22 protein-coding genes are annotated in these 18,956 nt (G+C 72.6%); 17 read left to right on the plus strand and 5 right to left on the minus strand.

Translation table 11 applies throughout. The features are described 5' to 3' along the window. Nucleotides 1–6: 6 nt before the first annotated feature. Both Nocox_RS15635 and hisF read left to right on the plus strand, forming a co-directional pair. Complete coding sequence (locus Nocox_RS15635) at nt 7–417, plus strand: Rid family hydrolase (RefSeq protein ID WP_020543819.1); 411 nt, start codon at nt 7–9, stop codon at nt 415–417. Then, nucleotides 414–1,175, plus strand: a complete 762-nt coding sequence (hisF, locus tag Nocox_RS15640) for an imidazole glycerol phosphate synthase subunit HisF (RefSeq protein WP_026214448.1) — start codon at nt 414–416, stop codon at nt 1,173–1,175. Before Nocox_RS15635 ends, hisF begins: the two co-directional genes overlap by 4 nt. A gap of 30 nt (nt 1,176–1,205) precedes the next feature. On the opposite strand, the gene Nocox_RS15645 is transcribed toward hisF, so the two are convergent. The 3 genes from Nocox_RS15645 to Nocox_RS15655 form a co-directional block, all read right to left on the minus strand. After that, nucleotides 1,206–2,567 (minus strand): glutamine synthetase family protein, encoded by a 1,362-nt coding sequence (locus Nocox_RS15645; RefSeq protein ID WP_020543817.1) that lies wholly within the window; start codon nt 2,565–2,567, stop codon nt 1,206–1,208. A 61-nt stretch (nt 2,568–2,628) separates the two neighbouring features. Next, nucleotides 2,629–2,790 carry a cytochrome c family protein gene (locus tag Nocox_RS15650; RefSeq protein ID WP_020543816.1) on the minus strand — a complete coding sequence of 54 codons (162 nt, stop codon included), beginning with the start codon at nt 2,788–2,790 and terminating at the stop codon, nt 2,629–2,631. A 174-nt stretch (nt 2,791–2,964) separates the two neighbouring features. Next, entirely contained in the window at nt 2,965–3,594 is a 630-nt protein-coding gene (locus Nocox_RS15655) for a TIGR03085 family metal-binding protein (RefSeq protein WP_020543815.1), read from the minus strand. Nucleotides 3,595–3,712: 118 nt separating this feature from the next. On the opposite strand from Nocox_RS15655, the gene Nocox_RS15660 reads away from it, so the two are divergent. After that, a complete protein-coding gene (locus Nocox_RS15660; RefSeq protein ID WP_084685703.1) occupies nt 3,713–5,551 on the plus strand; it encodes an ABC transporter ATP-binding protein in 1,839 nt (612 codons plus the stop codon). Next, nucleotides 5,548–7,329 (plus strand): ABC transporter ATP-binding protein, encoded by a 1,782-nt coding sequence (locus Nocox_RS15665; protein WP_020543813.1) that lies wholly within the window; start codon nt 5,548–5,550, stop codon nt 7,327–7,329. Before Nocox_RS15660 ends, Nocox_RS15665 begins: the two co-directional genes overlap by 4 nt. Here Nocox_RS15665 and Nocox_RS15670 read toward each other — a convergent pair whose 3' ends face one another. Further along, on the minus strand, nt 7,330–7,698 hold the full coding sequence (locus tag Nocox_RS15670) for an ATP-binding protein (RefSeq protein WP_211212689.1): 369 nt from the start codon (nt 7,696–7,698) through the stop codon (nt 7,330–7,332). 170 nt (nt 7,699–7,868) lie between these two features. Here Nocox_RS15670 and Nocox_RS15675 point away from each other — a divergent pair, with 170 nt between their 5' ends. From Nocox_RS15675 to trpA, 9 genes are all read left to right on the plus strand, one after another. Further along, nucleotides 7,869–8,231, plus strand: coding sequence for an STAS domain-containing protein (locus Nocox_RS15675; protein WP_020543811.1), 363 nt, complete (start codon nt 7,869–7,871; stop codon nt 8,229–8,231). A 39-nt stretch (nt 8,232–8,270) separates the two neighbouring features. Beyond that, nucleotides 8,271–8,615, plus strand: coding sequence for a phosphoribosyl-AMP cyclohydrolase (hisI, locus tag Nocox_RS15680; protein WP_026214446.1), 345 nt, complete (start codon nt 8,271–8,273; stop codon nt 8,613–8,615). A gap of 9 nt (nt 8,616–8,624) precedes the next feature. Next, nucleotides 8,625–9,200, plus strand: coding sequence for a Trp biosynthesis-associated membrane protein (locus Nocox_RS15685; protein WP_020543809.1), 576 nt, complete (start codon nt 8,625–8,627; stop codon nt 9,198–9,200). A gap of 106 nt (nt 9,201–9,306) precedes the next feature. Continuing rightward, nucleotides 9,307–9,897, plus strand: a complete 591-nt coding sequence (locus Nocox_RS15690; protein ID WP_020543808.1) for a DUF4190 domain-containing protein — start codon at nt 9,307–9,309, stop codon at nt 9,895–9,897. Between the two features lie 137 nt (nt 9,898–10,034). Beyond that, the gene (locus tag Nocox_RS15695) at nt 10,035–10,592 is read left to right on the plus strand and encodes a CD225/dispanin family protein (protein ID WP_219495627.1); all 558 of its coding nucleotides are present in this window, start codon (nt 10,035–10,037) and stop codon (nt 10,590–10,592) included. Between the two features lie 29 nt (nt 10,593–10,621). Beyond that, the gene (locus tag Nocox_RS15700) at nt 10,622–11,053 is read left to right on the plus strand and encodes a DUF2752 domain-containing protein (protein WP_020543806.1); all 432 of its coding nucleotides are present in this window, start codon (nt 10,622–10,624) and stop codon (nt 11,051–11,053) included. Between the two features lie 130 nt (nt 11,054–11,183). Beyond that, complete coding sequence (trpC, locus tag Nocox_RS15705) at nt 11,184–12,023, plus strand: indole-3-glycerol phosphate synthase TrpC (RefSeq protein WP_020543805.1); 840 nt, start codon at nt 11,184–11,186, stop codon at nt 12,021–12,023. A gap of 38 nt (nt 12,024–12,061) precedes the next feature. Then, on the plus strand, nt 12,062–13,267 hold the full coding sequence (trpB, locus tag Nocox_RS15710) for a tryptophan synthase subunit beta (protein ID WP_051112590.1): 1,206 nt from the start codon (nt 12,062–12,064) through the stop codon (nt 13,265–13,267). A gap of 71 nt (nt 13,268–13,338) precedes the next feature. Then, nucleotides 13,339–14,133, plus strand: coding sequence for a tryptophan synthase subunit alpha (trpA, locus tag Nocox_RS15715; RefSeq protein WP_026214444.1), 795 nt, complete (start codon nt 13,339–13,341; stop codon nt 14,131–14,133). Between the two features lie 63 nt (nt 14,134–14,196). Here trpA and Nocox_RS15720 read toward each other — a convergent pair whose 3' ends face one another. Continuing rightward, a complete protein-coding gene (locus tag Nocox_RS15720; RefSeq protein WP_063711636.1) occupies nt 14,197–14,856 on the minus strand; it encodes a VC0807 family protein in 660 nt (219 codons plus the stop codon). A 209-nt stretch (nt 14,857–15,065) separates the two neighbouring features. Here Nocox_RS15720 and Nocox_RS15725 point away from each other — a divergent pair, with 209 nt between their 5' ends. From Nocox_RS15725 to Nocox_RS15740, 4 genes are read left to right on the plus strand one after another with little or no spacing between them, the layout of a single operon-like run. Then, nucleotides 15,066–15,542: a DoxX family protein gene (locus tag Nocox_RS15725; protein WP_020543801.1), complete on the plus strand. Its 477-nt coding sequence runs from the start codon at nt 15,066–15,068 to the stop codon at nt 15,540–15,542. Then, nucleotides 15,542–16,303: a DsbA family protein gene (locus tag Nocox_RS15730; protein WP_020543800.1), complete on the plus strand. Its 762-nt coding sequence runs from the start codon at nt 15,542–15,544 to the stop codon at nt 16,301–16,303. The genes Nocox_RS15725 and Nocox_RS15730 overlap by 1 nt, the downstream gene beginning before the upstream one ends. 26 nt (nt 16,304–16,329) lie before the next feature. Then, a complete protein-coding gene (lgt, locus tag Nocox_RS15735; RefSeq protein WP_084685701.1) occupies nt 16,330–17,571 on the plus strand; it encodes a prolipoprotein diacylglyceryl transferase in 1,242 nt (413 codons plus the stop codon). Then, on the plus strand, nt 17,568–18,272 hold the full coding sequence (locus Nocox_RS15740; protein ID WP_020543798.1) for a VIT1/CCC1 transporter family protein: 705 nt from the start codon (nt 17,568–17,570) through the stop codon (nt 18,270–18,272). The genes lgt and Nocox_RS15740 overlap by 4 nt, the downstream gene beginning before the upstream one ends. The last annotated feature ends 684 nt before the right edge of the window (nt 18,273–18,956 follow it).

Below are 18,956 nucleotides of genomic sequence, written 5' to 3' on the forward strand. Positions count from 1 at the left end.
GACGGAATGAGCGTCAGCAACGACGGCATGGAGAACACCGGTCCGAGGATCTTCTCCGGAGGCATCTGGGAGGAGAGATACGGCTACGCCCGCGCCGTGGTCGTCGGGGAGCGGGTGATCGTGTCCGGGTGCACGGCCACGGTCGAGGGAGAGGTCCGTCACGTCGGCGACGCCTACGCGCAGGCGCTGACCGCGATCGACATCGCGCTGGAGGCCGTCCTGATGGGCGGGCTCACCCGCGAGGACGTCGTCATGGTCCGCTACTACGTGGTCGAGCAGCGCCACTTCGACATCGTCGGCCGGGCCATCGGCGAGGCGTTCGGCAAGGTGCGGCCCGCCTGCACAGGAGTACGGGTGGCCGGACTGGTCGACCCGAGAATGCTGGTCGAGATCGAAATCGAGGCACTGCGAGCATGACCGTAGCGGTACGAGTGATTCCCTGTCTCGACGTCGACGCCGGGCGGGTGGTCAAGGGCGTCAACTTCGAGAACCTGCGCGACGCGGGCGACCCCGTCGAGCTGGCCCGGCGCTATGACGAGGAGGGCGCCGACGAGCTGACCTTCCTCGACATCACCGCCTCCTCCGGCGAGCGGGAGACCATGCTCGACGTGGTGCGCAGGACCGCCGAGCAGGTGTTCATCCCGCTGACCGTCGGCGGCGGCGTGCGCTCGGTCGACGACATCAACCGGCTGCTGCGGGCCGGCGCCGACAAGGTGTCGCTCAACACCGCCGCCATCTCCCGGCCGGAGCTGCTGACCGAGGCGTCGCGGCGGTTCGGCGCCCAGTGCGTCGTGCTGTCGGTGGACGCCCGGCGCGCGCCCGGAACCCCGAGCGGGTTCGAGGTGACCACGCACGGCGGGCGGCGCGGCACCGGCATCGACGCCGTGGAGTGGGCGGCGCGCGGCGAGGAGCTGGGCGTGGGCGAGATCCTGCTCAACTCGATGGACGGCGACGGCACGCTCGACGGCTACGACCTGGAGATGCTGCGGGCGGTGCGCGCCGCCGTCCGGGTGCCGGTGATCGCCAGCGGCGGGGCCGGCCGGCTGGAGGACTTCCCGCCGGCGGTGGCGGCGGGCGCGGACGCCGTACTCGCGGCGTCGGTCTTTCACTTCGGCACGCTGAAGATCTCCGAGGTGAAGGACACCCTGCGGATGGCGGGCCACTCGGTCCGCTGACCGGCAGGGGAAGGGGCCACCGCGTGCGCGTCAGAAGGCGCGTACGTGGTGGTACAGCTCGTAGGCGGTGTCGTGGGCGGCGAACGCGGCCGCCTCCGACCGTTTGACCGCCAGGTACGCGCTGCGCCGCAGCGGCCCGAGCGCCTCCATCAGCACCTCGTCGGCCTCCAGCGCGTCGAGCGCCTCGCCGAGCGAGGACGGCAGGCGCGGACAGCGGCCCGGCAGCGTGTCGGGGTCGACGCCGACCGGGTCGCCGGGGTCGAGCCGGCGCCGGATGCCGTCGAGGCCGGCGTGGATGACCGCGCCCAGCGACAGGTAGGGGTTCGCCGAGGAGTCCGACGGCTTCAGCTCCAGGTTGGGTTCGCCGCTCTCGCCGAGCGCCGAGCACACGCGGACGGCGGCCTCGCGGTTGTCCGGCCCGTACACCGCGTACGCGCCGGCCCACGTGCGCGGCGCCAGCCGGCGGAAGCTGTTGACGCTGCCGCAGGTGAGCGCGGTGAGGGCGGGCAGGTGGGCGATGAGCCCGCCGATGAAGGCGGTGCGCACCTCGGTGTCCTGGCCGAAGAGGTTGACCTTGTCGTCCCACAGGGACAGGTGCAGGTGGGCGCCGTTGCCCGCCTGGTCGGCCAGCGGCTTGGGCGCCAGCGTGGCCCACATCTGCATCCGCATGGCGACGCCGCGCGCGGTCTCGCGGAAGATCACGTGGTTGTCGGCGGCCCGCAGCGCGGGCGCGTGCCTGACCGACAGCTCCTGCTGGCCGGGCCCGAGCTCCGGGTGGTAGTGCTCGACGCGCAGGCCCTGCGTCTCCAGCGCCCGGACGAGTTTGACGGCGTAGTCGTGGGCGATGTCGAACCCGGTGTTGGCATAGCACAGCGAGTCGTCGAGGGGGACCAGCCGGTCCGGGCCGCCCGCGGGGTCGGGCAGCCGGCGTCCGAGCGTGAACTCCGGCTCGAACGCCGCGACCAGCGTGTAACCCTCGGTGGCGAGCTCCGCGATCGCGTCCTTGAGGAACGTCCGCGCGCACGCCTCCCAGGGCGAGCCGTCGGGCCGGCGGAGGTCCGACAGCATGGCGGCCGCGCCGGGGGCGTGGGGCAGCGGGACGTAGGTGGCCGGGTCGGGGACGATGCGGACCTCGCCCACCGGGCCCAGGTGCTCGACGTCCTGGAGCTGGTCGAGCATGTTCATCGCCATCATGGCCACCGTGTGCCCGATGCCCGTGCCGAGGCGTTCGGCCAGCCGCGACCGGGACGCGGCCTTGCCGCGGATCACGCCAGCGTGGTCGGCGTACAGGAAGCGGATCAGCTCGATGCCCTCGAGCTCGGCCCGTTCGAGAATGCGCCGTGCCTGGGGGTCGAGCCGGCTGGTCCTGGTGCCGCTGGGGCGATCTGTCATCCTGCCTGCGTAACACGATCGGGCACCGCGGGGAAGCACCCGGCGCAGACAGAACGGCGGGTTACGTCAGAACCTGCGAGAAGAACACGGCCAATTGATCGGCTCCTTGGAAGATTCCGTTGATCACACCGTTCACCGCGTCGGCGGCTTGGGCCGGCCGGGTGAACAGGTAGAAGACCACGAACGCGATAGCCACGTAGGTGATCACCTTCTTGACCTGCATGGGGGGCCTCCTGCAGTCCATTCCCAGCCGTATATACCCGGATCTGGGCGATCACTGGCATCCACGGCGAAGATGTTCATGATCATAACCGGGGGGCTTCTTTCCTCTGCCATGGTACGGGCTCGAATGCTCATGCGAACCCTTACGGCGCCGGGACTTCTGCGCGACCGGCGGCTAAATCCCCAGGGGCGCGGAGCGCAGCCGGGCGACCGCCTCGGGGTCGCCCGCGAGCTCGACCCGGGCGTGCTCCTGGCGGCCGAAGCAGAACATCAGCAGCTCGGAGCCGGTGCCGGTGACCTCGACCCGGGGGCCCTTGCGCGGGCCGCCGAGGGCCACGCCGCCGCCCAGGCGGTGCAGCACGACGCCGACCGGCGAGCGGCGCAGCATGATCCGGGCGCCGGCCGAGACCCGCTGCCACAGGAGGCGGTCGAGGCCGGCGGGCAGGTCGCGGGGCTCCCAGCCAGGCTGGGCGCGGCGCACGTCCTCGTGGTGGACGAACATCTCGATCGTGTTGACGGCCTCGTCGAGGAAGCCGGCCAGGCCGTAGACGCCGCCGGGCCGCCGGACGATGCCGACCAGCTCGGGATAGGGATGTCTGGCCTTCATGGCGGCCATGACGGAGGCGGTGTGGCCGGACAGCGCCTTGACCGCGATGCCGGGCATCGCGTCCGGGCGGCGCTCGCGGACCACCAGGTGGGCGGCCAGGTCGTAGGTGGTCCAGCCCGTGCACAGGGTCGGCGCGTCGGGGCCGACCCGGTCGAGCAGGTCACACAGCGCGTTGCGCTCGTCGCGGGCATGCGTCACCTGACCCACCCTACCCGCGGGAATAACAGCAGGATCAGGGGTGATGTAGTGACTTGCGTGTCATTACCGCTGAACAGAGGGAGGCCAACCGGTGGCGAGCAAGGTCACCTCGGCCGTCATGCGCCAGGGACTGCGGGTCCTTGGGGTGGCCGTCCGTACCGAGAAGGCCGTCTTCGCGCTGGCCGTGCTGGCCAGCGCGGTCTACGGGGGCATGACCGTCGCCTCCGCGTGGGCGCTCGGCTGGGCCACCGAGAACGTGGTGCTGCCCGCCTTCGCCGAGGGCCGCGTCGGCGCGGGAGCGTTGTGGGCCGGCGCGGGCTTCATCCTGGGCACCGCGCTGCTCAAGGCGCTGGGCGTGGCCGGGCGGCGCATCCTGGCCGGAGTCATGCAGTACCGCATGCAGGCCAGGTCCCGCAGGGACGTCACCAAGCAGTACCTGCGGCTGCCGCTGTCCTGGCACCACCGGCACCCCACCGGCCAACTGCTGTCGAACGCCAGCGCCGACGCCGAGGCCGCCTGGGCCCCGCTCGCGCCGCTGCCCATGGCCGTCGGCGTGATCGTCATGCTGGTCACCGCGGCCGTGGCGATGGTGTTCACCGATCTCGTGCTGGCCCTGGTGGGTTTCCTGATCTTCCCGGCCATCGCCGTGCTCAACCTGGTCTACCAGCGCCGGCTCAGCCCGCTGGCCACCCGCGCCCAGCAGTTGCGCGCCGAGGTCAGCGAGATCGCCCACGAGAGCTTCGACGGCGCGCTCGTCGTCAAGACCCTCGGCAGGGAGGACCTGGAGACCAAGCGCTTCCAGCGCCGCGCCCACGAGCTGCGCGACGCCAACATCGCCGTCGGGCGGGTGCGCGGCCTGTTCGACCCGATGCTGGAGGCCCTGCCCACGCTGGGCGTGCTCGCGGTCCTGGCCGTCGGCGCGATGCGGCTGTCCGGCGGCGCCATCGGCTCGGGCGACCTGGTGCAGGTCGCCTACCTGTTCACGCTGCTGGCCTTCCCGATCAGGGCGCTCGGCTGGGTGCTGGCCGAGCTGCCGCGCAGCGTCGTCGGCTGGCAGCGGGTGCAGGCCGTGCTGGACGCCACCGGCTCCATGGACTACGGCACGCGGGAGGCCGCCGCGCCGGAGGCCGGGCCCGCCGCCCTGGAGGTGCGCGGCGTCTCCTACAGCTACGGCGACGCCGAGGTGCTGCACGACGTCGCCTTCGAGGTGCCCGCCGGGCGTACCGTCGCGCTGGTCGGGCCCACCGGCTCCGGCAAGTCCACCCTGGTGCAGCTGCTCGTCCGACTCGTCGACCCCGGCCGGGGCGCGGTCCTGCTCGACGGCGCCGACCTGCGCGAGCTGGCCTACGGCGAGGTCGCCTCGTCGGTGGCCCTGGTGCCCCAGCAGACGTTCCTGTTCGACGACACCGTACGCGGCAACGTCGCGCTCAACCTGGACACCCCCGACGAGGACGTGTGGGCCGCGCTCCGGCTGGCCCAGGCCGACGGCTTCGTGGCCCGGCTGCCCGAGGGGCTCGACACGAGGGTCGGCGAGCGGGGCGCGTCCCTGTCCGGCGGCCAGCGCCAGCGCGTCGCGCTGGCCCGCGCGATCGTGCGCCGCCCCCGCCTGCTCGTCCTCGACGACGCGACCAGCAGCGTGGACCCCCAGGTCGAAGCCAAGATCCTGTACGGCCTGCGGGACGCCGCCGAGGCCAGCACCGTCGTGGTCGTCGCCTACCGCATGGCCACGATCGCGCTCGCCGACGAGGTCGTCTTCCTCGACCACGGCCGCGTCGTGGACCGCGGCCCGCACGAGGAGCTCGTCGAGCGCTGCGCGGGCTACCGCAACCTGGTGACGGCCTACGAGCGCGAGGAGGCCGAACGCGCCGCGATCGACGTCGCGGGCGTCACCGGCGAGGAGATCGAGGAAGAGATCGAGAAGGCGATCGCGGGCGAGGAAGAAGAGGTCAGCGCATGACGCTCCAGGGCATCCACGGCAACGCCGAACGGTCGGCGCTGGCCACCGTCCGGCAGGGGCTGTCGCTCACGCCCGAGTTCCGCAAGGGGCTCGGGATCACGCTGGCCCTCGCCGTCGTCGCCACGGTCGGCAAGATCATCGTGCCGATCGCCGTCCAGCAGACGATCGACCAGGGGCTCAAGTCGGGCCGGCCGGACGTCGCGTACATCACCTGGGCCGTGGTGGTGTGCGCCGCCGCCGTGTTGCTGACGGCGCTGGCCGCGTACGTCATGAACGTCCGCCTCTACAAGGCCACCGAGTCGTCGCTGGCCACCCTGCGCGTCCGCGGCTTCCGTCACGTGCACGACCTCTCGGTGCTCACCCAGAACACCGAGCGCCGCGGCGCCCTGGTCTCGCGCGTCACCAACGACATCGACCAGATCAGCTCCTTCATGCAGTGGGGCGGGCTGATGATCATCGTGTCGCTGGGGCAGCTCTTCGTGGCGACCGTGCTCATGCTCGTCTACTCCTGGCAGCTCACGCTGCTGGTGTGGATCTGCTTCATCCCGCTGATGATCGCCCTGCCGCGCTTCCAGCGGCTGCTGTCGCGGGCGTACACGGTGGTGCGCGAGCGCACCGGCGACATGCTGGCCGCGGTCAGCGAGTCCGTCGTCGGCGCCGCCGTCATCCGCGCCTACGCCGCCGAGCGCCGCACCGCCGAGCGCGTCGACAAGGCCGTCAACGCCAACCGCGCCGCCCAGACCAGGGCGCAGACCATCGTCGGCTTCGTCTTCCCGCTGACCGAGATCGTGGCCGCCGTCGCGATCGCCGGGATCGTCCTGCTCGGCGTGCGGCTCGGCCTGTCGGGCGACATCACGCAGGGCCGGCTCGTGGCCTTCCTCTTCCTCGTCACGCTCTTCGTCTCGCCCCTCCAGACCGCCACCGAGGTCCTCAACGAGGCCCAGAACGCGGTCGCGGGCTGGCGCCGCATCCTCGGCGTCATCGACACCCCGCCGGACGTGGCCGACCCCGGCCCCAAGGGCGTCGAGCTGCCCCGCGGCCCGATCAGCGTCGCCTTCGAGGACGTGTACTTCGGCTACCCGGGCGGCGCGCCCGTGCTGCGCGAGGTCTCGGTGCGGATCCCGCCCCGCTCGCGGGTCGCGGTCGTGGGGGAGACCGGGTCGGGCAAGACCACGTTCGCCAAGCTCCTGACCCGGCTGATGGACCCCGTCGCGGGCCGCGTCACCGTGGACGGGCACGACCTGCGCGACGTGCGCTTCTCCTCGCTGCGCGAGCGCATCGTCATGGTCCCGCAGGACGGCTTCCTGTTCGACGGCACGCTGGAGCAGAACATCCGCTACGGCAAGCCGGCGGCGACCCGCGAGGAGATCGGGCTGGCGCTGACCGAGCTGGGCCTCGCCGACTGGCTCGAGGGCCTGCCCGCGGGCCTCGACACGCCCGTCGGCCAGCGCGGCGAGTCGCTGTCGGCGGGCGAGCGCCAGCTCGTCGCCCTGGCCCGCGCCTACCTCGCCGACCCCGACCTGCTGCTGCTCGACGAGGCCACCTCGGCCGTGGACCCGGCCACCGAGGTGCGCCTGGCCCGCGCCCTGGAGGGCGTCACGCGTGGCCGCACCGCCGTCTCGATCGCCCACCGCCTGTCGACCGCCGAGAACGCCGACGAGGTGCTGGTCTTCGACGCCGGCCGGCTCGTGCAGCGCGGCCCGCACGCCGAGCTCGTGGCGCGGCCCGGCGTGTACGCCGACCTGCACGCCTCCTGGGTCTCGGCCGCCCGCTCCTGATCAGCCGGGCCCCGCGGCGAACATCACGGTCGTGCCCCGGGGCCCGGACACGATCGTGACCTGGTCGCAGAGCGTCCGCGTCAGCCACAGCCCCCGCCCGCCGCTCTCCAGGCCGGCGGGCGGGGGCCGGGCGGCGGTCCAGCCCGGCGGCAGGCCGGGCCCTTCGTCCGAGACCTCGCACCACAGCCGGCCGGCGTGCGACCAGAGGCGCAGCGTGCCGCGCCCGCCGCCGTGCACCACGGCGTTCGTGGTGACCTCGTTGACCGCCAGCACGAAGTCCTCCAGCCGGGCCCCGGCCAGCCCCTCGCGGGCGGCGTGCTCGGCGACCGTCCTGCGCAGAGGCGTGATGCCCCCGCGCGCGAAGACCACGCGGAGCACCTGCCTACACATCACCCACCCGGGACGTCCCTCCTAGCACGCGCCGGGCAACGAAAATACCCGGCGGCTCGCCATCACGTAGCGCATTCTCTGCAAAACCCGCTGTGACGCGGCCCTGCGCGGTGTACCTTTCCGGCGGGGGACCGCCCAGGGGAGGGGTCATGAACGACGTGAGCGCCGGCGTGCTGGCGATGACGCGGCGCCGCCACGGCGAGCACGTGGTGGTGAGCCTGGCCGGCGAGGTCGACGTGGACAACGCGAGGCGGGTGCGCGCGTGCCTGGGCGAGGCGGTGGTCGAGACGGCGGACGGGCCTCGCCCCCGCCTCGTGGTCGACCTGAGCGGGCTGACGTTCATCGACTCGACGGGGCTCGGCGTCCTCGTGCGCCAGCTCGCCGCGCTGCGCGAGCGCGACGGCTCGATGGCGCTCGTCGCGCCCGACGGCCAGGTGCTGCGGCGGCTGCGCAGGACCAACCTGGCGCCGCTGTTCCCCATCTACGACACGCTCTCCCAGGCTCTCGCCTGAGCGACGGCGATGGCGGGGGCGGGCCCGCGGGCTGGTTGAATGGAACGCATGTCCCTGGATCCGGAGATCGCCGCCCGGCTGAAGCGCAACCCCGAGGGCCTCGTCCCCGCCATCGCCCAGCAGTACGACACCGGCGAAGTGCTGATGCTGGCCTGGATGAACGACGAGGCGCTGCACCGCACGCTGACCACCGGCCGGGCCACCTACTGGTCGCGCAGCCGCCAGGAGTTCTGGGTCAAGGGCGACACCTCCGGCCACGTCCAGCACGTCAAGTCCGTGGCGCTCGACTGCGACGGCGACACCCTGCTCGTCCGGGTCGACCAGGTGGGAGCGGCCTGCCACACCGGCGACCGCACCTGCTTCGACGCCGGCGTGCTCGGCTAGGCGGGGCCGATGGAGCACGACGTCCGGCCGCGGGCGGCCTCGCGCGGGCGGGAGCTGTGGGCCTGGCTGGCGGTCACCGTCCTCGGCTGCCTGCTGGTGCTGCTGGCGGCCGGCCGCACCTGGGTGAGCGTCGCCCAGGCGGGCGCGGAGACGCCGACCGGCGGCGACCTCGGCCCGGTGCTGACGCCCGTCGCGCTGGCCGGGCTGGCCGGCGTGGTGGCCGTGCTGGCGACCAAGGGCGCCGGGCGCCGCGTCGTCGGCGGCCTGCTCGCCCTGTGCGGCGCCGGAGCGGGCGCCGGCACCTGGACGGCGCTCGACGGCTCCGCCGTGACCGACTGGCTGGCCGCCCGCAACACCCTGCGCGGCGCGACCGGCCTCACCTGGCACTTCGTGACGCTGTGGCCGGTCGTGGCGGGCGCCGGCGCGCTGCTGCTGGCCGCGGGAGGCGTGCTGGCGGTCGTCCGCGGTGGCCGGTGGGCCGGCATGTCGGCCCGCTACGAGCGGCGCGGCCCGGTCCCGGCCGACGGCGACAAGGCCCTGTGGGACGCCCTCGACCGGGGCGACGACCCGACCGATCCCCGCTGACGCGGGGGATGACGAAATCAGCACTGTTTCGAACCTCTGTCCGCCCGCCCGCCGTTTCCTCAATAAGCTGCCGGGTGCAACGGGCCACGACACGAGGAGTCAGGGGATGAGCTACGGGGACCAGGGCGGCGGCTACGGGTCGCAGCCGCCCGGCGGGGGCTACGGCCAGCCGCAGCACGGCCAGCCGGGCTACGGCCAGCCGGAGTACGGCCAGCCGGGCTACGGCCAGCAGGGCCAGGGCGGCTACGGCCAGCAGCCGCAGAGCGGCGGCGGCTACGGCCAGCAGCCGCAGAGCGGCGGCGGCTACGGGGAGCAGCCGCAGAGCGGCGCGGGATACGGCCAGCAGCAGTACGCCTACGGGCAGATGCCCCCGAGCGGCGCCTACGGCTACAACCCCTACGGAGCGCCCCCGCCCCCGCCGCGCCCCACCAACGGCATGGCGGTCGCCTCCCTCGTCCTCGGCATCGTCGGCATGATCAGTTGCGGGCTGACCAGCATCATCGGGGTGATCCTCGGCCACATCGCGCTCGCCCGCATCAAGCGTTCGGGCGAGGAGGGCCAGGGCATGGCGGTGGCGGGTCTGGTGACGTCGTACGTCATGGTCGTGATCAACGTTCTGCTGCTGATCTGGTTCGGCGGGATGATCCTGTCCATCATCGGGCTGGGCGCCGCCGCGTCGAGTTCCTACGACTACTAGCGACCGGTACGTGGCCGGACGATGACCTCGTGCTTGCGGTCGGATCACGAATTGTCCGCAAAGTGGGCGTAAGTCCACGTTGGACATGCTTTCTCGCTAGGCTGCCGCGCACTCGCACGACTTGAGAGGTAAAACGCATGACGTACGGAAACCAGGGCGACGGCGGCTACGGGTCGCAGCCGCCCGGCGGCGGCTACGGTCAGCAGCCCCCGAGCGGTGGCGGTTACGGCCAGCAGCCGCCGAGTGGCGGCGGTTACGGTCAGCAGCCGCCCAGCGGCGGTGGCTACGGCTACGGTCAGCAGCCCCCGAGCGGTGGCGGCTACGGCGAGCAGCCGCCGGGCGGCGGCGGTTACGGTCAGCAGCCGCCCAGCGGCGGTGGCTACGGCTACGGTCAGCAGCCCCCCGGCGGCGGTTACGGCGGCCAGCAGCCGCCGGACAACCACCTCGTCCCCGCCATCCTCACCACGCTGTTCTGCTGCCTGCCCCTCGGCATCGTGTCGATCGTCAAGTCGTCGCAGGTCAACCAGAAGTGGCAGATCGGCGACTACCAGGGCGCGGTGCAGGCGAGCGAGGAGGCCAAGACCTGGTGGAAGCGCTCGATCATCTTCGGCGCCATCGGCTGGGGCATCGTCGTCCTCTTCTACGTCGTGGTGTTCGTCCTGCTCGCGGCGAGCGTGCCGTCCTCGTCGTACTGACGCCGGATGTCAAGGCGGATACTGGGAGCATGAGCATCGCGACGACCGGGCGGCGCGGCACGGACAGGATCAAGGGCCTGCTCGCGCCGCTCGGGGTCGCGGCCGGGACGGGGGCGGTGTTCGCGCTCGTCGGCGCGGTCGACCCCAACGAGCCCGGCCACTACCCGACCTGCCCCTTCCTGGCGCTGACCGGCCTCTACTGCCCCGGCTGCGGCACGCTGCGGTCCATCCACGCGCTGGCGCACCTCGACCCCGTGGCGGCGCTCGGGCTCAACCCGCTCATGATGGCGGTGGTCCCGTTCCTGCTGTTCTGGTGGGGCAGGTGGGTGGTGCGGGCCTGGCAGGGCCGCCCGCGCAGGACGACGCTCGCCCATCCGGCGTGGCTGTGGGCCTTCCTCGCGATCGTCGTGGTCTACTGGGTGGTCCGGAACCTGCCTTTCGGCGCGTTCCTCGCCCCTTAGGCACGTCGAGACGCGAGCCCTGTGGGTGAGGTACCCCGCAGGGGCCGATACCATCGCAGGACAGGCGGAGAGCGGACGCCAAGCGAACTCTCGGCCACCCCCACAGTCGATCCGGAGGGACCCCAAGCGCGTGAGTGAGCGGACGGAAGGGCCGAGTGTCCTCGACGACATCCTCGACGGGGTGCGCGCCGACCTCGCGGCACGACAGCAGGCCGTGTCCATGGACGAGCTCAAGCGGCGGGCCGAGCGGGCCCGGCCGCCCAGGGACGCGATGGCCGCCCTCGGAGGCGACAAGGTCTCGGTGATCGCCGAGGTCAAGCGCTCCAGCCCGTCCAAGGGCGCGCTGGCCGCCATCGCCGACCCCGCCGCCCTGGCGGCCGACTACGAAGCGGGCGGCGCCCACGTCATCAGCGTGCTGACCGAGCAGCGCAAGTTCGGCGGCAGCCTCGACGACCTGGCCGCGGTGCGCGCCCGGGTCGACATCCCCATCCTGCGCAAGGACTTCATCCTCACCTCCTACCAGCTCTGGGAGGCGCGGGCGCACGGCGCCGACCTGGCGCTGCTCATGGTCGTCTGCCTGGAGCAGGAGGCCCTGGTCTCGCTCATCGAGCGGGCCGAGTCGATCGGGCTCACCCCGCTGGTCGAGGTGCACACCGAGGAGGAGCTCGACCGCGCGGTCGCCGCCGGGGCCCGCGTCATCGGGATCAACGCGCGCAACCTCAAGACACTCGAGGTCGATCGCGAGGTCTTCACGAAACTGGCGCCCAAGATCCCGGATAATGTGATCAAGATCGCCGAGTCGGGCGTGCGCGGCCCGCACGACCTGCTCGCCTACGCCCGTAACGGCGCCGACGCCGTCCTGGTGGGGGAGAGCCTGGTCACGGGCAAGGATCCGCGCAAGGCCGTGGAGGCGCTGGTCACCGCCGGCGCGCACCCGTCGACGCGCCCCGACCACTCAGCAGAGGGATAGCAGTGGCAAACGAAGGCACCATCCTGACCGCCGCGGACCTGGCGGGCAACGGCGCGCAGGGCAACGACCCCGACGTGCACGGCAAGTTCGGCATCTTCGGCGGCCGGTTCGTGCCCGAGGCGCTGATCCCGGCGCTCGACGAGGTCGCCTCGGTCTACGAGAAGGCCAAGAACGACCAGGAGTTCATCCGCGAGTTCGACCACCTGCTGCGCACCTACGCCGGGCGGCCGACCACGCTGACCGACGTGCGGCGCTTCAGCGAGCACGCGGGCGGCGCCAGGATCGTGCTCAAGCGCGAGGACCTCACCCACACCGGCGCCCACAAGATCAACAACGTGCTGGGCCAGGCGCTGCTCACCAAGCGGCTGGGCAAGAAGCGGGTCATCGCCGAGACCGGCGCCGGGCAGCACGGCGTGGCCACCGCCACCGCCGCGGCCCTGCTCGGCCTGGAGTGCGTCATCTACATGGGCGCCGTCGACTGCGAGCGCCAGGCGCTCAACGTCGCCAGGATGAAGCTGCTGGGCGCCCAGGTGGTGCCGGTCACCAACGGCTCCCAGACGCTCAAGGACGCCATCAACGAGGCCTTCCGCGACTGGGTCACCAACGTCGACTCCACCCACTACCTGTTCGGCACCATCGCGGGGCCGCACCCGTTCCCCGAGATGGTCCGCGACTTCGCGCGCATCATCGGCGTCGAGGCCCGCCGCCAGATCCAGGAGCTCACCGGCCGGCTGCCCGACGCGGTCTGCGCGGCCGTCGGCGGCGGCAGCAACGCCATCGGCATCTTCCACGCCTTCCTCGGCGACCAGGACGTGCGGCTGCACGGCTACGAGGCCGCAGGGCGCGGCCTCGACAGCGGCGAGCACGCGCTCACGCTCACCGCCGGATCGGTCGGCGTGCTGCACGGCTCGCGCACCTACGTGCTGCAGGACGACGAGGGCCAGACGATCGAGTCCCACTCGATCTCGGCCGGGCTCGACTACCCGGGCGTCGGCCCGGAGCACGCCTGGCTCAAGGACACCGGCAGGGCCACCTACCACGGCGTGACCGACGACCAGGCGATGCAGGCGTTCTCCCTGCTGGCCAGGACCGAGGGCATCATCCCCGCCATCGAGTCCTCCCATGCCCTCGCGGGCGCGCTGGAGCTGGGCCGCGAGCTCGGCCCCGAGGCGACCATCCTGGTCAACCTCTCCGGCCGCGGCGACAAGGACATGGGCACGGCGATGAAATACTTCAACCTCTGACGAGTCGCCGGCCCGGCAGCGGGCCTGCCGCGGGGCATCATGGTGGGACTCGACCTTCGAAACGGACAGACATGACGACTCTACAGACGGTGTTCGCCAAGGCGAAGGCGGACAACAGAGCCGCGCTCGTCGGCTACCTGCCCGCGGGCTTCCCGTCCAAGGACGGCGCCATCGCCGCCGCCGCGGCCCTGGTCGAGGCCGGCTGCGACGTCATCGAGATCGGGCTGCCCTACTCCGACCCGCTCATGGACGGGCCGACCATCCAGGACGCGGTGCACCGGTCGCTGAGCAACGGCACCCGCATCGCCGACGTCCTGCGCACCGTCGAGGGCGTGGCCGCGACCGGCGCGGCCACGCTCGTCATGACCTACTGGAACCCGATCGACCGCTACGGCGCCGATCGCTTCGCCCGCGACCTCGCGGCCGCCGGCGGGGTGGGCACGATCACGCCCGACCTGACGCCCGAGGAGTCCGAGCCGTGGCGGGCCGCCTCGGCCGCCGCCGGCATCGACACGGTGTTCCTGGTGGCGCCCAGCTCGACCGAGGAGCGCATCAAGGCGGTCGTCGACTGCTGCACCGGCTTCGTCTACGCCGCCTCGCTGATGGGCGTCACGGGCGCCCGCGAGACCGTCAACGTCGCCGCCGAGGGCCTGGTCGAGCGGACGCGGGCGCACACCTCGCTGCCGGTGTGCGTCGGGCTCGGCGTCGGCACCGGGGCGCAGGCGGCCGAGGTCGCCTCCTACGCCGACGGGGTGATCGTGGGCTCGGCGTTCATCCGCCGGCTGCTCGACGCGCCCGACGAGGCCGCGGGGCGCGAGTCCTGCGCCGCCCTGGCCCGCGACATGGCGCGCGGCGTGCGCCGCTGACGGTGCTGAGCGTGTGGAGCGCGGTCCCTCGTACGGGGGGCCGCGCTTCTGCGCTGTCCCGGCTCATCCGCCCGTGGCGGCGGGCTCCCGCAGGGGGGCGTACAGCGGGGACCAGCGGTTGTACAGCCCCGACGGCACCAGATACACGTTGATGACGACCTGCATGAGCACCACCCACACGGCGTACTGCGCGGTCCCCAGCGCGGGCACCACGTCCATGGGCAGGGCGTAGGCCATCACCACCCGCACCGCGGCGTCCGCCAGCAGGCCCGCCCCGTACATCACGGTCACCACCCGCCAGATCCGGCGGAAGGCGGGCAGCCGCTCCCACAGCACGTCCCACGGCTCGCGTCCCGGCCCGACCCGCCCCTCCAGCAGGAAGCGGGTGAAGGTGAACGCGAGCGGCCGCTCACCGCGCGCGCTCGCCAGGAACCACAGGGCCGCCACGCCCATGAACCAGCCGTCCTTGGCCAGCAGGAAGCGCGGGTCGTGGACGAGCGCCGAGACCGCGGCGCCGGCCAGGATCATCGCGGTCATGAAGAGCGCCAGCCGGTCGGGCCTGCGCCCCCGCGCCAGGCTCACGGCCACGCTGAGGCCGGGGACGAGCGAGCTGACGAGCAGGGCGGCCTGCTCGTCGAGGCCGGCGGCGTACCGCAGGGCGTAGTAGACCCCCATCGGCAGCACGAGGTCGACACCCAGGGCGGCCACCGTTCTTACTCGCATGAGTAATTCTTATCTTCGCCTGGTAAAAGCGGCAAACCTCGCAGGTCGGAGCGGGAAACACGCCGCTTAGCTGACGCTTATCCCGGGCGTGGTCCGATGGAGTCCCGGTACTGTGCGCAGTCTTGGCACGGTCCCGGCCATGGAGAAGAAGGAGATGACCTGTGGACGCGTCACTATCGTCACGTTCGGTCAGATTGCCGATACCCTGGGTGACGACCGTCGCCCGGCTGGTGCTGGGCGGGGTGCTGATCGCGGCGGGCGCGCTCAAGATCGGCAACCCGTCCGACTCGGTCCTGGCGGTCAAGGCTTACCAGCTGCTGCCCGAGGCGGTCGCCGTCGGGGCGGGCCACGCCCTGCCGATCGTGGAGATCGTCGTCGGCGCGCTGCTGGTCGTCGGTCTGCTGACCAGGGTGGCCGCCGTGATCGCGGCGCTGCTCATGCTCGCCTTCGTGTTCGGCATCGGCTGGGCGTGGGCGAACGGCCTGCGGATCGACTGCGGCTGCTTCGGCGGCGGCGGCCAGCTCGGGGCGGGACAGGAGCCGGCCTACCTGGTCGACATCCTGCGCGACTTCGGGCTGGCGCTGCTCGGCGCCTGGACGGTCCGCTTCCCGCCGGGCCGCTTCGCGCTCGACGGGGCCCTCGGGCTCGGGGGCGACAGTGCTGACGACGACTTGGAGAACCTGTGATGGGCAAGGGCGAGCGGACGACCGCGACACGCAGCGCACGCGAGAAGATCAAGGAGCAGCAGGCCGCCGCGCGCGCCCGCGACCGGCGCAAGCGGGCGATCACCTACACCGCGGCCGGCGTGACCGCCGTGGCCGCCGTCGGCGCCGGCATCTGGTACGGCGCCGGCAAGTACCAGTCGGAGGAGGCCACCGCCGGGCTCGCGCCGATCACCGTGCAGCCCGACGGCACCGTGGTCATGGCCCAGAGCGGCGTCGAGAAGCCCGTGCTCGACGTCTACGAGGACTTCCAGTGCCCGGCCTGCAAGGAGGCCGAGCGGGTCAGCGGCCAGACGATCAGGAACCTCGCCGCCGAGGGCAAGGCCAAGGTCGTCTACCACGCCATCACGATCTTCTCCCAGGAGCCCACCCGCTCCAACTCCCTGCGCGCGGGCAACGCCGCCCGGTGCGTCGCCGACGGCAAGCAGTGGATGGCCTTCCACGACCTGCTCTTCGAGAACCAGCCGCCCGAGAACAAGGAGGGCTTCACCAACGGCCAGCTCATCGAATGGGGCAAGGAGGCCGGGGTGAGCGCGCCCGGCTTCGAGCAGTGCGTCAACTCGGGCAAGAACGTGCAGGCACAGCAGTCGTACAGTCAGAAGATCATGGACGAGCAGAAGCTGACCCACACGCCGACGCTGAAACTTAACGGCAAAGAAGTGGACAATGCAGTCGTCTTCAGCCCGTCCGAGCTTCGTGACGCGGTCACGAAGGCCGCCAAGTAGGCTCGCGTCCGCTACCCTCACCTGACATGCCCCTTGCCTCGATTCCCAGCCCTTCCCAGGGGGTCTGGTATCTCGGAATCATCCCGATCCGGGCCTATGCGCTGTGCATCGTGCTCGGCGTCATCGTCGCCGTCTGGCTGAGCGAGCGCCGCTGGCGCGCCCGCGGCGGCCAGAAGGGGACCATCATCGACATCGCGGTCCCCGCGGTCATCTTCGGCCTGATCGGCGGCCGCCTCTACCACGTCATCACCGACTGGCAGACCTACTTCGGCAGCCGCGCGATCAAGCCCGCCTACAAGGCGCTGTTCATCTGGGAGGGCGGCCTCGGCATCTGGGGGGCGATCGCGCTCGGCGGCGTCGGCGTCTGGCTGGCCGCGCGCCGGCGCGGCCTGTCGATGACGGCCCTGGCCGACACGATCGCCCCCGGCATCGCGTTCGCCCAGGGCATCGGCCGCTGGGGCAACTGGTTCAACCAGGAGCTGTACGGCTCGCCGACCACGCTGCCGTGGGGCCTCGAGATCGACATCGACCACGGCGGCGAGCCCGGCGTCCTCTACCACCCGACGTTCCTGTACGAGTCGATCTGGGACATCCTGCTCGGCTTCGCCCTCATCCTCGTGGGCCGCCGCCTCAACCTGCGCTTCGGGCGGCTGTTCGCCCTCTACGTGGCCGGCTACACCTTCGCCCGCTTCTGGATCGAAGGGCTGCGCATCGACCCGGTCGGCGGGGTCGACCACGCGGTGACGTTCCTCGGGCTGCGCATCAACCAGTGGACGTCGATCGTGCTGTTCGTCGGGGCGCTCGTCTACTTCTGGGCGACGCGCAACAAGGAGGGCGTGGAGGTCGTCGTCCCGCCGTCAGCCGAGGCCGACCCGGCGCACGCCGGCGACCAGAGCGACCCCGGCTCCACCGACGACACCCTCGCCTCCGAAGCGTCCGCCTCCGACTCCGAGGGCGGGCGGGGGGCGCCCGGCAAGGACGGGGCCGACGGCGACCGCGCCGCATCCGGCGCCGACGACCCTGCCGCACTCGACGGGGACCGTGCCGCACTGGATGCCGACCGTGCCGCACCGGACGCCGACCCGGCCCACTCCGCCACTGGCCTCGCCGACGCCGAGGAGACCGCCGGCGGCCGGGACACCGACGCCGTCACCTCCGACGCCCTCGCCGGCGACACCGACGCCGTCACCGCCGGCTCGCGCGAGGACGCCGAGAAGGAGGAGAAGGAGCCCGGCGGCCACGCCGAGAAGGAAACGAACTCCCGATGACCGAAGGCGCGGAGATCCACCACCGGCATCGCGACGTCACGGGCGGCTGGCTGCGGCCCTCGGTGTTCGGCGCGATGGACGGCCTGGTGTCCAACTTCGCGCTCATCGCGGGTGTCGCCGGCGGCACCACCGACACCCGGGTCATCGCCCTCAGCGGCTTCGCCGGCCTGGCCGCCGGCGCGCTGTCGATGGCCGGCGGCGAGTACGTCTCGGTGGCCAGCCAGCGCGAGCTGGCCCAGGCCGAGATCGCCGTCGAACGCCGCGAGCTGCGCCACCACCCCGAGGACGAGCAGGCTGAGCTCGCCCAGACCTTCGTCGACAAGGGCGTGAACCCCGACCTGGCCGCCGAGGTGGCCCGGCAGATCTCCCGCAACCCCGAGCGCGCCCTTGAGGTGCACACGGTCAACGAACTCGGGGTCGCGCCGGGGAATCTGCCGTCTCCGCTGGTCGCGGCGGGGTCGTCGTTCCTTTCCTTCGGGGTGGGGGCCGTGCTGCCGCTGTTGCCGTACGTGCTGGGAGCCGACGATCTGGTGATCTCGGCGGTGCTCTCGTGTGCGGCGCTGTTCGCGGCGGGCGCTATCGTGTCGGCCGTGACGGCGCGAAGCTGGTGGTATTCGGGACTGAGGCAGCTCGTGGTGGGCGCGGTGGCCGCCGCGGTCACCTTCGGGGTGGGCAACCTGGTCGGGGCGGCGGGCCTGTGATGGCCCGCAGGCGAGCGGGCTCCCGCGCGAAGAACGACCGGCCCGCCCAGGACCCGGCCTACCCCGACCCGGCCTACCCTGGCCCCTCCTGGCCGGGCCCGGCGCCCTCTGCCGGTGGCTACCCGAGCCCGGCGTACCCCGCGTACGGGGAAGGCCCCGCGAGCGGCGCCCACTCCGCCGCCCCGGGATACGGCCCCGGCAGCGGCTCCCAGCCTGTCGGCGGCGCACCCGCCTCGGCCTCGTACGACGAGGGCCGACGAGAGGACTCAGTCGGCCGGAGCGGACGATCCCGACGCGCCCGCCCGCCCGCCGCCGCCACACCCCACCAGCCCGCCGGAACGGACGCCACCGTCCGCCCCACCCACGGCGCGGCCGGAACGGGCGGCCACCGGCGCTCGCCCGCCTCCGGCGGCACGGACAACTGGCCGCCATCCCCGCCGACCGGCGAGCACACCTGGCCCCCGGCCTCCCGGGACGGCGGAAACGCCTGGCCCCCGGCCTCCCCGTCTGCCGGCGGAAGCGCCTGGACCTCGGCTTCCCGATCCGACGGTGGGAGTGCCCGGACCTCGGCCCCGTCCGACGGCGGGGGTGCCTGGGCATCGGACCCTGCGTCAGGGGGGAGGGCGGGCGCCGCGGCGGATGGTCGGGGCTCTTGGGCGTCCGCCCCTGTGGACGGCATGGGCA

It is taken from the genome of Nonomuraea coxensis DSM 45129 (assembly GCF_019397265.1).
Lineage (GTDB): Bacteria > Actinomycetota > Actinomycetes > Streptosporangiales > Streptosporangiaceae > Nonomuraea > Nonomuraea coxensis.